This is a genomic window from Dictyobacter alpinus (assembly GCF_003967575.1).
GTDB lineage: Bacteria > Chloroflexota > Ktedonobacteria > Ktedonobacterales > Ktedonobacteraceae > Dictyobacter > Dictyobacter alpinus.
The window spans coordinates 3033309-3047249 of sequence record NZ_BIFT01000001.1 but is presented as its reverse complement, the minus strand read 5'-3'; the positions used below and the strand labels follow the sequence as shown (position 1 = coordinate 3047249).

The 13941-nt window shown below is 46.7% G+C and carries 12 protein-coding genes; 7 read left to right on the top strand and 5 right to left on the bottom strand.

The genetic code is table 11. From position 1 onward, the window contains the following. Positions 1 to 30 precede the first annotated feature (30 nt). Entirely contained in the window at positions 31 to 1422 is a 1392-nt protein-coding gene (locus EL633_RS12065; protein WP_161982098.1) for a hemolysin family protein, read from the top strand. A gap of 74 nt (positions 1423 to 1496) precedes the next feature. Here the strand turns inward: EL633_RS12065 and EL633_RS12060 are convergent, their stop codons facing one another. Further along, positions 1497 to 2612, bottom strand: a complete 1116-nt coding sequence (locus EL633_RS12060) for a lysylphosphatidylglycerol synthase transmembrane domain-containing protein (protein ID WP_126627416.1) — start codon at positions 2610 to 2612, stop codon at positions 1497 to 1499. Positions 2613 to 3729: 1117 nt separating this feature from the next. Between EL633_RS12060 and EL633_RS12055 the strand changes: the two genes are divergently transcribed. From EL633_RS12055 to EL633_RS12030, 6 genes are all read left to right on the top strand, one after another. Further along, a complete protein-coding gene (locus tag EL633_RS12055; RefSeq protein WP_126627415.1) occupies positions 3730 to 6162 on the top strand; it encodes an FtsK/SpoIIIE domain-containing protein in 2433 nt (810 codons plus the stop codon). Between the two features lie 3 nt (positions 6163 to 6165). Next, complete coding sequence (locus EL633_RS12050) at positions 6166 to 7287, top strand: FtsK/SpoIIIE domain-containing protein (protein ID WP_126627414.1); 1122 nt, start codon at positions 6166 to 6168, stop codon at positions 7285 to 7287. A 79-nt stretch (positions 7288 to 7366) separates the two neighbouring features. Beyond that, complete coding sequence (locus EL633_RS12045; protein ID WP_126627413.1) at positions 7367 to 8122, top strand: 2-phosphosulfolactate phosphatase; 756 nt, start codon at positions 7367 to 7369, stop codon at positions 8120 to 8122. 159 nt (positions 8123 to 8281) lie between these two features. Beyond that, positions 8282 to 9097: a hypothetical protein gene (locus tag EL633_RS12040; RefSeq protein WP_126627412.1), complete on the top strand. Its 816-nt coding sequence runs from the start codon at positions 8282 to 8284 to the stop codon at positions 9095 to 9097. A 309-nt stretch (positions 9098 to 9406) separates the two neighbouring features. Further along, the gene (locus EL633_RS12035; protein WP_126627411.1) at positions 9407 to 10141 is read left to right on the top strand and encodes a hypothetical protein; all 735 of its coding nucleotides are present in this window, start codon (positions 9407 to 9409) and stop codon (positions 10139 to 10141) included. A gap of 69 nt (positions 10142 to 10210) precedes the next feature. After that, on the top strand, positions 10211 to 10747 hold the full coding sequence (locus tag EL633_RS12030) for a hypothetical protein (RefSeq protein ID WP_126627410.1): 537 nt from the start codon (positions 10211 to 10213) through the stop codon (positions 10745 to 10747). 491 nt (positions 10748 to 11238) lie between these two features. On the opposite strand, the gene EL633_RS12025 is transcribed toward EL633_RS12030, so the two are convergent. From EL633_RS12025 to EL633_RS12010, 4 genes are all read right to left on the bottom strand, one after another. Beyond that, on the bottom strand, positions 11239 to 12219 hold the full coding sequence (locus EL633_RS12025; protein WP_126627409.1) for an NAD(P)H-quinone oxidoreductase: 981 nt from the start codon (positions 12217 to 12219) through the stop codon (positions 11239 to 11241). Between the two features lie 170 nt (positions 12220 to 12389). Next, positions 12390 to 12914 (bottom strand): YceI family protein, encoded by a 525-nt coding sequence (locus EL633_RS12020; RefSeq protein WP_126627408.1) that lies wholly within the window; start codon positions 12912 to 12914, stop codon positions 12390 to 12392. Between the two features lie 321 nt (positions 12915 to 13235). Beyond that, positions 13236 to 13421, bottom strand: a complete 186-nt coding sequence (gene rpsU / locus EL633_RS12015; RefSeq protein ID WP_126551285.1) for a 30S ribosomal protein S21 — start codon at positions 13419 to 13421, stop codon at positions 13236 to 13238. A gap of 5 nt (positions 13422 to 13426) precedes the next feature. Beyond that, positions 13427 to 13789: a zinc-ribbon domain containing protein gene (locus EL633_RS12010; protein WP_126627407.1), complete on the bottom strand. Its 363-nt coding sequence runs from the start codon at positions 13787 to 13789 to the stop codon at positions 13427 to 13429. Between the last annotated feature and the right edge of the window lie 152 nt (positions 13790 to 13941).

Here is a 13941-nt window from a genome sequence, read left to right as displayed (position 1 = left end):
GTTTTTGAGTGGGGAAAGGGAAATTATTCAGTGGATGTCAGTTCACTCTTAGGTCTGGTTGCCGTTTTTGCTCTGGTTGCTGCGAATGGATTTTTTGTGGCTGGAGAATTCGCCCTGGTAAAAGTTCGTTCAACACGGATCACACAGCTTGTTGATGAAGGAAATGTTACAGCCAAAGTCGTCCAACAGCAAGTTCAGCATCTTGATACCTTTATCGCAGCCACCCAGTTAGGTATTACGCTGGCCAGTCTGGCATTGGGCTGGATCGGTGAACCTTCATTGGCCCATCTGATTGAGCCGTTATTCGCAGGCATCGGTGGGCAAGATGCGGAAACCATCAGCCATACCGTGGCAGTAGTAATCAGCTTCACTATAATCACGGCTTTCCATATTATTCTGGGGGAACTGGTCCCAAAATCTATTGCGCTACAACGCAGCGAGAGTACCGCATTATTTGTGGCTCGACCACTCTACATCTTCTCGCGTATCTTTAATCCTTTTATTTCTGCCATGAATGGCGTCGGTAACTTTGCCGTGCGTTTATTGGGACTACAAGCCGGGGGCGAGCATGCCGCAGTCCATTCGGTTGAAGAACTGGAGATGCTGGTAACTCAAAGTCGCGAAGCGGGCCTTTTAGAGCGTCAGGAAGAAGTACTGCTGCAGCACGTATTTGACTTCAGCGATAAAACGGCACAGCAAGTTATGGTGCCACGCACAGAGGTCATTGGGGTACCCGATACAATATCCCGTGAAGAACTGGCACAAACATTCGCACGCGAAAACTATACGCGCCTTCCAGTATATGAAGAGTCTTTAGATAATATTATTGGATTGGCTCATATTAAAGACGTCTTTCAATCCCAGTCTAATCAGACCAACCATAATTTTGTCCTGCGCAACATGCTACGCCCGGTACTCTATGTGACCGAAATGTCTTCATTAGATGTCATACTATCCCAGATGCGCACCCGGCGTATCCACATGGCTGTGGTCATCAATGAGTATGGCTCAACCGCAGGTATTATTACTCTGGAAGATATCATCGAGGAACTGGTCGGTGAAGTACAGGATGAATTTGATACCAATGATCGTGGGGTACGCCATGAGATTGAGAACCTGCCAGACGGCTCAATCTCTGTCGATGGTCTGATGTCCCTCTCCAGCTTCTCAGATCAATTCGGTAGTAAAGAAGAGAAGACTGATGAAATGCATGCCAATACTCTGGCAGGCTATATCTTTGAAAAGCTAGATCGCCTACCTGCGCTGGGTGATACAGTTCCTTTTGGCGGCTATAAATTGCGCGTCGACGAGATGGACGGATTACGGATCTCACGTGTCAAAGTAATACCAGCCAGAGTCACAGAGTCACATCTCACCCTGGTCAAGGACCAAAAAAATCAAAAAAAAGATCAGAGGTCTTAAATTAAATGTGGTGTGAAATCGCTTGCTTTGCACACGATTTCACACCACATTTAAAAGAAGCATTCAAACACAATCTAAGAAGTTCTGACTGATATGGGAGCATGAATATCTTTTTTATTGCCACCTGAACAGAGATAAATTACGCCTCCAATAATGCCAAAGAGAAGAACCTGGGCATCCATTAAGAGGATCAGCAACATAGCTGTGGGCATTGGCACATGAACTGAGGAAAAAATGATGACAAAGGCTCCCTCACGAAGTCCAAAGCCATTGATCGAAAAGGGTACAAAGGCAACCAGAGAGACAAAGGGGATGGCAAGCAGGTAGAAGGACAGCGGAACATGCACATTAAGCAGGCGACCATACAGATAGAAGTTTAAGGCATAACCGAAATGGTATAACAAGCCATAGAATGTTGCATTCACCATTATACGTGGACGTGCGATACTGTGGCGCAATGTGGTACCAATCGCTAGCAAGGATTGAACCATGCGCTTCTGTAGCCAGGATGGTTGCAGCCAGTGCGGAATATACTTGACGCCCAGAAAGGCTAGTGCCAGAGCAACCAGTAAAGCCAGACAAATCAAGCTATAACTGATGCCTATCTGTCGCGTCAGGAGCGTATGCCAGATAATCAAGGTTGGTAACGAAATCAGAACCATCGCAAAAAAACCACTGATGCGTGTCATCACGACCGCACTGGCCGAGCCGACCGTATTTTTGCCTTCTTTACCAATATAGTAAGCCTTCACCACATCTCCCCCCATACCGGTTGGAAGAAAATGATTAAAGGCAATCCCCACCTGATACAAATTAATTAAGTGCCTGAGATCAATGTGAATCTGTTCAGCCGCCAGTAAACACTGCCATTGGTAGGAACTAATAATCACACCATAGAAACCCAATCCGACCCCGATAAGAAGCACACCACTATCCAGATGTGGCAACTGCTGCCAGAGCTCGGGCCATGAAATCGACTTTAGTAGTACAACGACCAGACTGATACTACAAAAGAGACGAAGCAGAAACTTCACGTGACCCTTGAACCATGCTTTTTGCTTACCCCTACCGCTATCCTTATCTTGATGTAATGGCGACACTGCTTGCGTTAATTTCTCTGTTGAACCAACAACTTCAGAATTTTCCATATCGGGTGATAGAACATTTGGAGGGGATTGATCATTCAGCACGAGGCACCTCTTATTCTCATCCAAACCGTTCAGTAAGTGTGTCCTAAAGACGACATACTTATCATGCAAGGAATCTCATCGGCGCTTATTGATATAGTAGGTCGTCATGAAGATTACTTTTATCTTCAAAATCTATGATCGACAGATGAGAAGAGAAACTAAAGCGCTGTTGAGCTTATTTTATTCTTGTATGGCGTTTTATGGGTGTTCTTAGGCTTACGCCTCGCGCCTACGGCGCTCGCTTACAATAGGTGTGAGGGAGGGTGTGTGGGCGGCCGCGGCCGCCCACACACCCTCCCTCACACCTATTGAATTTTTACGTGTGCTGCCAATCCCTCACACCTATTGAATTTTTACGTGTGCTGCCAATCCCTCACACCTATTGAATTTTTACGTGTGCTGCCAATCCCTCACACCTATTGAATTTTTACGTGTGCTGCCAATCCCTCACACCTATTGAATTTTTACGTGTGCTGCCAATCCCTCACACCTATTGAATTTTTACGTGTGCTGCCAATCCCTCACACCTATTGAATTTTTACGTGTGCTGCCAATCCCTCACACCTATTGAATTTTTACGTGTGCTGCCAATCCCTCACACCTATTGAATTTTTACGTGTGCTGCCAATCCCTCACACCTATTGAATTTTTACGTGTGCTGCCAATCCCTCACACCTATTGAATTTTTACGTGTGCTGCCAATCCCTCACACCTATTGAATTTTTACGTGTGCTGCCAATCCCTCACACCTATTGAATTTTTACGTGTGCTGCCAATCCCTCACACCTATTGAATTTTTACGTGTGCTGCCAAAAAAATGAGCTTTGCTCATTTTTTTTGGCAGCACACGTAAAAGAAGGCTGGGCCCTTCAGGGCCCGCGTGTGGCTAGTGAGAGGTTCCTCAGTAAGCATAGGAAAAGTAAAAGATCATTAAGCACAAGTTACCCAGAACCAGAACATAGACACAGCAAATAAGACAAAATCACTATTATATTTGCTACAGACATTGTTGTATGTTAGGATAATGTAAGCTGTTTAAATCCGCAAAAAATTGGAGATTACTCCAAAAATTGGATGCATTTGCACATGGGAATGGATAAGTTGAGAAGGGGTCGCAATGTCTTACCAACAGCCATCTTCAATCATTACGCGAAAAGCCCGGGTATGGCCTGAAATTTCAGAGGAAACAATCCTCCTACCCACAACACCGGTACTCCTAAATTCGCAATCATCTTCTATCTTGACCTTTATCTTTTTAAGTCTGGTTGGACTGGCTATCTATGGATATATGTTCACGCACTTCAATGCAACAGGTGAAGTCAGAATGTTTCTGCTACCCTGTCTTGCCACGGGTGGCCTGATCGCGCTGGCACTGTTCAGCATATCTCTAGTAAAAACTATCCGTATATTACTGCGTAACCGATTGTTACTACAGCAATATTTGCAGCAATTACAGGAGGTTGAAAATCAATTAAAAGCATGCCATTGGCAAGAGCGGCAGGCCTACATGAACCTGGATCCACCTTTGTCGCGCTATGATTTCAAGTCCGCCATCTATGAGCATTTAGAGATTATACCGCTATTACAAAATACGTATAATGAGCAAAATAGTAGCCTGTGGGCTCGCCAACCAGCGGATCGCGACTTTATGAAAGTTCGTATTGGTCTGCAGGAGCGTCCAGCAACCTATAAGATCTGGACTCCACAGGAACAAGGCCAGATAATCACAAGTCGTCGTCTACAGGTTTACAAGGACTATGCACAGGCGCTGTTAGAAAAATATTCAACGGTACATGTACCATTACAGATAGATCTGCAAAACCAGAGTCCAATAACCATCTATGGACCGGGTACAAAACTCTTTATAGCCAGGGAATTGCTGCACGCGATCCTGAGTCAGCTAGTTTATCATCACTCACCGGAAGATGTGCGCATTATTATCCTTGCACCCCGTTCACAGGAGAGAACCTGGCAATGGGCGGAAATCCTGCCACATACGGTTCGCTATGACGCCAGACATTCCAGTGCGCAAATGGAAGAGGCATTTCAAGCTCATACCTGTGCAATTGGCACAACGGCCATTATGGATCAGTTGCCGCTTATCTCACGCGAACTCCGACGGCGTGAAGTGCTCATTAACGATATGCAACCATTACAAAAAACTGCCCTACACCCACATTTGTTAATCGTGATTGATGATTTTGAGACGGCAGGAGATCTGGATCAATCAGTAGCGGCCCTACCAAATATGGTCATTCCACCTTCACATCCAACCCAATACCGCCGCTCACACTTATCCGTTTCACCGCTACGGCGGCCAGAATTGGCACTGGCCCTTAATCACGGAGCTCAATTGGGGGTGTCCGTCCTTTGTGTCTGCACCAAACAATCCCATTTTCCACAGAACAGTCAATTGCTCATCGATCTACAGCAGGAAGATCCTCCAAAGCTCTTGCTGAACAAAACATCGTTACTACCTCAACATAAAATAAAAACGAAACGGCAGAAAAAGGCAGAGTCAACGGAAACCATGCCACAAGTAAACATACAGGCCAGGATACGCCAGTTGACCCAACCACAGCGACCAACCCAACAGTGTATGCAACTCGACGGGATTGGCTTAGATGATTTACGCTCACTGGCTCTGCGCTTACAATCTCTTCAATCCAGTACCAACCAGCAGTTGGAACTTCGAACACAGGTGGATATCCGCAGCATCCTGGATACACCGATAGAGATCCAGACGTATGATCCGTTCGTACTCTGGAGTGATCCACTTTTCCGCACGCCACAGCCACTTTTGCGTATTCCGATCGGGCTCACCTTTGGCGATGAAGTACAATACCTGGACCTCCTAAGAGATGGTCCCCATGGACTCCTGATCGGTCAAACAGGTTCTGGCAAAAGTGAATTGCTACAAACCATGCTCTTATCGCTAGCCTTCCTTTACAAGCCGACCGAGGTCAACTTTTTGCTGCTCGATCATAAAGTTGGCCTGGCCTTAAAACCCTTTGGCCAGTTGCCCCATACCCTTGGCTTACTCACACAAATGTCGTCGGCAGCGGGCTGGCAACGCTTTACAGCCATGCTGCGCGCTGAAATCAGTAAACGTAAAACCTTCCTTAATGAAGGCCGATCTATTCCACATCTCGTTATTATCATCGATGGTTTCACCGAAATCGTTCGCTACGCCGAAGCTGTACTGGATGAGTTACTCATGATTATGGGCATGGAACCTGAACTTGGCCTGCATCTATTGTTGGCTGCACAGCGACCCGAAGGAATCATCTATAACAATATCCGTGACGCCGTCCAATACCGTATCTGTCTGCGCTGCGCAACGCCTCAGGAAAGCAGGGAAGTGCTACGGCGTACAGATGCAGCCGACCTGCCGGCCAGTATTCCAGGTCGCGCATATCTTCTACATGGGGATAATCAGCTTGATCTGTTTCAGGCGGCCCGTGTCACCACACCCATCTATGAGGATCGTATAGCCGCCGGCCAATCGCGCTTAAACTCGCTATTATCGTTACCATTTAAGGGGAAGTAAGAGATGGTGCAAACACCTATAGTTCCACATACACAACCAACGGTTATGAGCAAACCGCAACCCTTCTTCGAAGCCGCCATTGAGCGTATCTGCTCCGTCTATACGCAAGATAGTGCTCGCAAAGACGGCATCTACTATTGGCCTGAACCGCTCCCAACACCAGATCAGCAGCAACCAGACCCACTGGTACTTTTTTATCCTGAACAATCGTTAACCACTCACACTGGAATGGAGCAACAGGAATGTGAGGCGGTTATTCCAATGACGCGCCGAGAAGTATTGGAGCGCCGTAGCCGTGACAATATCAGGCCCTCGATGCAGATACCACTGGGACTGACCGATAAGCCTGCAGAACAACAGCGCGAGACACTCCTGATAAATCTGCATGGAACTGGCGGAGATGAAACAGGTGGACCATTGTTGATCGCAGGTGCACAACATAGTGGTAAAGCAACTACCTTACAGACCATTTTATTCTGGCTCACCACGCGTTTCCTGCCCGAACAACTCCATTGCGCGATCCTGGATCCATTCGCCGAGCTTACTCATTTCCAGTCCTTACCCCATCTTTATAACTCAAATGGGGACGCTTGCTGGAGTACCGGACATGCAGACGAACAATTACGGCACTTCGCAGAGAGCGTGCAGGCCGAAATTCAGCAGCGGCGCACTACTTTTTCCCAGCAACATGCGCAGACACTGGCACAACTATGGTCACAGGGCATGATCCTGCCACAGATTTTAGTCGTCATCAGTAATTATCAGTTCTTCGCAGAACGTACTGCTACTGCCATGCCATTAAAAAAGTTGGTCCAATCAGTGATAGAGGCCCGCACATTGGGTATCTACCTAGTCATCACAAGCACCGAGACGAATCAACGCTATATTCCTCAGGAAATTATCAACCAATGCAGCACAAAAATTGGACTAAACTTGAAAGATCAGCAGCGCCGTGAACTGTTTGGCAGCACCCTCCTGTCGACAGAAGCCGTGCCTGGACGTGGCTGGATACAGACACCAGAGCGTAGGATACAGGAGATTCAACTGGCCTTGCCGATCAATGGCACAAATGAAAGCTTGCGTGACGTAGAACTCAAGCGAGAACTGCTCCAACCCACATTATGATAAGCACACATTCCTCAAGGATGATAAAATAGCCTGAAGATGCGTCAGGAATTTTATCAGCATAATTGAGGGCGTGAGCGTGAAATTAACAATTCATATGAGCCCGGCAGATGTCCATGCAGCCGGGCCAGCGATCGAAGATGTCTATATTGTGATTGATCTGATCAGAGCGACCACGGCTATCACTACTATCTTTGAGCGGGGAGCACTACGTATACTGGCCACCAATACGGTTGAGCAGGCTCGTAAGGCGGCGCAGTTGGTGCCTGGTCGTCTGTTATGTGGAGAACGCAACGCACAGCCACTACCCGGCTTTGACTATGGGAATTCACCAGCACAATTCTCGCGGGCTGATCTCAGCAAGCGAGAATTAATTTTGACTACAACCAACGGTACCCGGGCCTTTTACGCCTGTCCCCCACAGAGTATATGCCTGGCAGGCTGTTTTTATAATGCCCACGCTGTCACGGCCTATGCACTGGCCTGCGCGCAGCGCCAACAGAGCAATATCGCCATTGTCTGTGCCGCTGAAAACGGCTATTTTGCGCTGGATGATACGGTATGTGCTGGCTATCTCGCACAAGAAATACAGCATCAACGACCAGATATCATCTGTCATGAAAGTGTTACGGCAGCCAGTAGCCTGTATCAACTCTATCCACCCCCTCAACTGGCAAAGTATTGTCATTCAATCCAACAGGTCATCAATAGTGGACTTGGCGAAGATATCAACTTCTGCCTCCAACAAAACGTCAGTTCTACAATAGCGCGTGTGACAGGACAAGAGCAACAAACAGGGCTCCTTATACTAGAGCCTGTCTCAACGCATTCATAGCCCTTTGCTCGACAAGGCGAAATCCATCAACATTTTTTATCCTTCGGAGTAACCATTCATTTCAATCCACCGTGTTATACTTTGGTGTCATAAAGTTTCTTCTAAAGCACAAGACCAGCAGCAGGAATATGCCTCTTCTGAGGCATAGGAGTTTGATGCATGAAGATACAGGATGAACAAAAAATAGAACAGTGCGCATTCGCCAATACAGATATCGCTACTGCTCTGGCAGTAGCAGGGACTCTATGCGCCTACGGCGGCTCAAGTCGAATACGTACAGGTGTCAACCTGATGATAGATGCAACGATTGCGACACAGATCGGACAAGCTTATACGGCCTTGATGCAGGAATTTCCTCAGGAAGATATCTATAATGTTTCCATCACGGAACCAGTCCACCTGCAATTAACCAACGCAGAGGGAGATTTTGATATTATCCTTCAGGATTTTACCAGACATCTGTTGTATCTCTACTCGGCACTACACAATCTGCATCTCTCCTATGCTCGCTATCAAGCAGCAAAAAACACACTTGATGACACCTATCATAATCCAGCACAGAGTGAGGTCTTCCAAGATGCACGAACCTTCGCTACCTTACAACGTCAAGCCATCTGGCGCCACTTGATGCTGTGTAGTCATCTCCATACAGACGTACTTATGAGTGCATCACGTGTAAACCTACTCTGGCATAAATTTAAGCAACAACTTCCCAATCAGAGTATTTTCACCAGCCATGAAGTCAGCGAAGTCGTCACCATGATCTGGCATGATAATGCGCAAGAGATCGCCGAGTATAATCTGGCCGCATTCGGGATCCAGTCCCCTCCAGAAATACTGAATCTACTCAGGAATCAACCGACACTACAACGTCCAATACTCCTACTGGATAACCAGTGGCATAAGTACATGTCACAACTAGAACAATCCTACCAGCAAACACTGGACACATTCTACAATGATGAGGATAAGTAAATAAGCTTATCTTCATCTCTTCTCTAGCTCACCACACACACCTCTTCGATCTACACTCCAATCTATTCTACAAACGCAAAAATACATGCATATGCAATGATTTGACAAATAGAATTCAAAATGTTATAAACTAGACAATATACTGTATAATCGTTTTCATCAAGTAATAATCTGAAAATGTACATCCAGGTCATGAGTCTTTTTCTGGGATGGGGTGCTCTGCATAGAAGAAAATGCTGTAGGTTGGAAGAATAGCCCGCTAGCAGAGCAACGTGGACATAGTGGAGGAATAAGAAAGGGAATGAACAAATGACCATCCATCCATATCATACTACTCAACCATCAATCAATGCCAAGACACATTCAACTACTCAACACACAATTGCACGGAAAGCTATTTTAAATGATATTGCCCGCAATGCGGTCGTAGATGATGAAATTATTGCACCATTGGAACTCAAGATAGAGGTCGATGAGACGGGTACCGTCATTGTCAAAGCGCTAGAAGAGGATCTTAACGCCGGAATCACAGGTCATCATCGACGTGTCATACATGTTCCATTGGAAAAAGCCTATCAACGTATCGTAGATGCCTCCCAACGAAAAACAGGCTTACTCGAAAGGCTCTATACCGAGCGCCAGCAGGAAGCCAACCAATGGTTTAGCCGTAGTTTCCTGACCGCAACCATCGGAGCCTGTATTCTTATACTATCGGTTTTCCTACCTGTCCTTTTATATTTACTTCAACTTAATACACATATTCTTCCCATCATCTGCTTTATCATTACCATAAATATCATGAATGCCAGCATCACTACCTGGCTCTTTCACCAAACGCAACAAGCCAATGAGCAGGTAGATCTTTATCTCAAAGGACTCAATGAGGTACGTAATTTTTCAATGATTACCCAATTTATCGCCCAACTCACAATAGATGATACCCACAAACATCTGCTGCAAAAATTATTAATAGCTAACTCACTAGGGCTTCCAAAGCAGCAGACCAATCTGGAAGCCGAAGCCTCTTATAAAGGGGACGGATAAATTCTCATCACTATCACACAATGAGGATCGCAGATGTCCAGGATGGGCTAGGAGGGGTATGGCAATACAATGGATAAAAATAGGAACGCCGAACCACCATTTTCTCGACGTCTACAAGGGGCATACCTGCCAGACGAAGGTATGGCTCTTGAGCAAATGTACCAGCAGAGCCGCTTTGAGGCTCAATGCTGGTTTTTTACTAGTCTTATTATTGCCATCACTGGTACTGTGTTCATTTTAGGAACAATCTTACTTTTTCTCCTCTATTCTAGCAGTCTATTTGTGAATAATAGTGAAAAGTGGGCTATTACCATCGCAAATATCGTCACTGGCGTCACCCAACAGCTGATCATTTCACAGGCGCGCGCAGCAAACAAACGCGCTGATCACTATGCTAAAGAACTACGGCGAGAAGCCAATGAGCTCAATGTCTATGAAATTATCCGTGTTATCTCATCTTCGTTACCAGAAGGGGAGGAACGCACTAATTTGATTGTGCATACGATTACAGATGCATTAATGCATAAGCCAGCAGAGGTGCAGGTACCGCTCTCAATGCCTGGCATGTCTTATCGGAAAACCGGCTCCAGGCGGTCGAATATATAGAGAAAATAAACTCTCTCCCCCTCAATAAACTATCGATACTTAATAGGCCTCATCAACTTCTTCGTGAGCTTGATGAGGCTTATTCGTTTCCTTGCGTAATGTTTATATCGGCGAGAGTAAAACCAGCCACACTCGGGCGCCTTTGGCGCTCCAGGGGTTTTAAGAGTGATGTCAAAAAGTGTTCGGAGAACACTTTTTGACATCACTCTTAAAAGAAGTATGGGCGATTCAGCGCCCGAGTGCGACTGGTTGTATATTCCCCGATGAGAATGGGAATCAAGCACTGTCTTGGCTCGTGCTTGATTCGTATGAAATCCATGACCTGCTTATCGTTTTTTCGCGCCTTTGGCGCTCCAACGGTTTTACGTGTGGTGTCAAAAAGTGTTCTCCGAACACTTTTTGACACCACACGTAAAAGAAGCATGGGCGCTTTAGCGCCCGAGTGCGACTGGTTGCACGCTTCCCGCTAAGTTTGTGAGGCTGACATTATATTAGTCGTCGATGCGCATAATTAATTTACCAAAATTGCGATTTTCAGCCATTACGCTATGGGCCCGACCAATCTCATGTAGCGGAAAAACCTCCTCTACAATGGGGAAAACAGTACCATTGGCGAGGAGAGGTACAACCTGGGTAGCGAAAAGCCGTGTTAACGTCAACTTCTCCTCTAATGTGCGCGAGCGTAAGGTACAACCACGAATCTGTAGGCGCTTCGCCATCACCATTCCCAGATTTACGTCCGCCTGACTTCCTCCTAGAGTCGCCAAAAACACCAGGCGCCCCCAATTTGCCAACGAGGCAAGATTCTGTTCCATATAACCGCCACCTACAAAATCCAGCACCACATGTACCCCTTCATCATTTGTCAGTTGCTTGATCTCAGTCGCAAAATTCTGATCGGATAAACCAACTTCCAGTCCCAATGGTTTGGCACGCTCCAATTTAGAAGGCGTACGAGAAGTACCATAGACCGTGGCGCCAGCAGCATGGGCCAGTTGGACCGCCGCTGTTCCAACACCACTACCCACTGCATGCACCAGCAAACGCTCACCCATACGCAAGCCCGCCTGAGTGAACAACGCATCATGCGCCGTCATAAAGACTTCAGGAATGGCCGCAGCCTGCACAAAATCCAGATTCTCAGGAATTTCAATGAGCATACCTTCATGGGACAATATATATTCCGCCTGAGCACCACCACCGGCAATTCCCATCACGCGCTGACCTGGTTTCCAACGCGTAACCAGGGATCCGACCGCATCCACCTCACCAGCAAACTCCATACCCGGAATATCTGACGGCGATCCCGGAGGAGCAGGATAAAATCCGGCCCGCTGCGCAAGATCCGCCCGGTTCAGTCCAGCCGCACGCACCCGTACGCGCACCCAATCACCAAAGGGTTCAGGCGTCTCGACTGACTGCACATCTAATACCTCAGGACCACCAGGCCTGGTGATAATAATAGCTCGCATAATATTTATACTCCTTATTGCTTTGCTAGATTTGCGCCATAGTGAACGTATCGTCTCAGTGCTATTGTATGCTATTGAAAAACTATCATGCATATAAAAAAGTCAGGAGTCGGGCCAACTCGTAGCTACGAGTTGGCCCGACTCCTGACTTTTTTGAGAAATCAAAAGAGTTATGCAGGCTGCTGTGTGGCCTCAAACTCCAGATTGATTTTTACTTCGTCGCTAACAACAGCGCCGCCAGCTTCCAATACTGGACCCCAGGTCAGGCCGAAATCTTTGCGGTTAATTTTTGTCTGAGCAGAGAAACCAGCACGATCCAGACCATAAGGATCACGAACAAAACCGGAGTACTCAACGGCAAAGGTTACAGGTTTTGTTACACCATGAATGGTGAGATCGCCAGTAACTTTGTAATCGCCACTGTCGTTCTCAACGTTGGTGCTTTTGAAAGTTATTTTTGGAAACTTCTCAACATCAAAGAAATCAGCAGAGCGCAGGTGACCATCACGGTTGGCATCATGGGTATCGATGCTAGCAGCATCGGCCTCAGCCTCAACCCAGGAAGCGGCAAGATTTGCCTCATCCAGATTCAATGTACCACGAACAGCATTGAACTGTCCACGAACGGTGCTCACTACCATGTGGCGAACTGCGAAACCAATATGCGAATGCGAAGCATCAATTGTCCAAGTCATAATTAAGATAAACCTCCATGTGCTAACTAATTGTTAGCGACTACATTAACGTTAGTAGAAGAGTAACACATACACTTCCCTTTGTCAAGTGACTAATATTTAATTAGCAAAGGTAGAAAACACCGTCTACAAGCAAATAAGCGGAGAAGATTTTCTATTCACGCTTTATCACGTGGCACAATCTGTTAAGGTTACAAGTAAGAAGGGGAGGAAAAGGAGAAGGGGCAAAATAAAAAGCGCACACCATAGACTTTTTCTATGGGCGCGCCTTCTATTGACGTTGTGTTACGTTGATTGCAAAGATTACACGTTTACAAGAATTTAGAAGCGAGAACGACGCTGTTTGCGACGAGCGGCCTCTGCTTTCCTTTTACGACGAGACTGTGGGCTTTCATAGTAACGGCGGCGGCGGGCCTCAGCAAGGATACCCGCGTTCTGCACTTTACGGTTGAATCGTTTCAGCGCAAGTTCAAACGACTCACCGGCTTGAATAACAATTTCGCTCATATGGCTTACCAGCGCGATCGGCGATCACCACCGCGGCTATCACCACCGCGGCTTGCGGTGCGAGGCTGGTAGCAATCGCTGCAATAAACGGGGCGATCTTCACGGGGCTGGAATGGCACCTGGGCTTCGTTACCACAACTTGCGCAAATCGCGGTATACATTTGACGTGGCTCACGATAGCCACCGTCGTTACCACGTGATGAGCGGGAACGATCACCCATGCTGCTCTTACGAGCGGCCCGGCATGATGGGCAACGTGATGGGTTGTTTGTTAGCCCTCGACTAGCGTAAAATTCTTGCTCGCCAGCGGTAAAGGTGAATTCCTGATTACAATCTCGGCAAACCAACGTCTGATCTGTGAATGACATAAATGCTTCTCAATTCTTGGGTCTAAAATCCCATTAAAGGTCTATCTTCTGTAACGCACAGCTTTCACGGATCAGCCATTGAAAGCAACTAAGTGCTATACAGTATCTTGGGATTATACCATACCTTATTTCGAAATACTACGTTTTTGTGA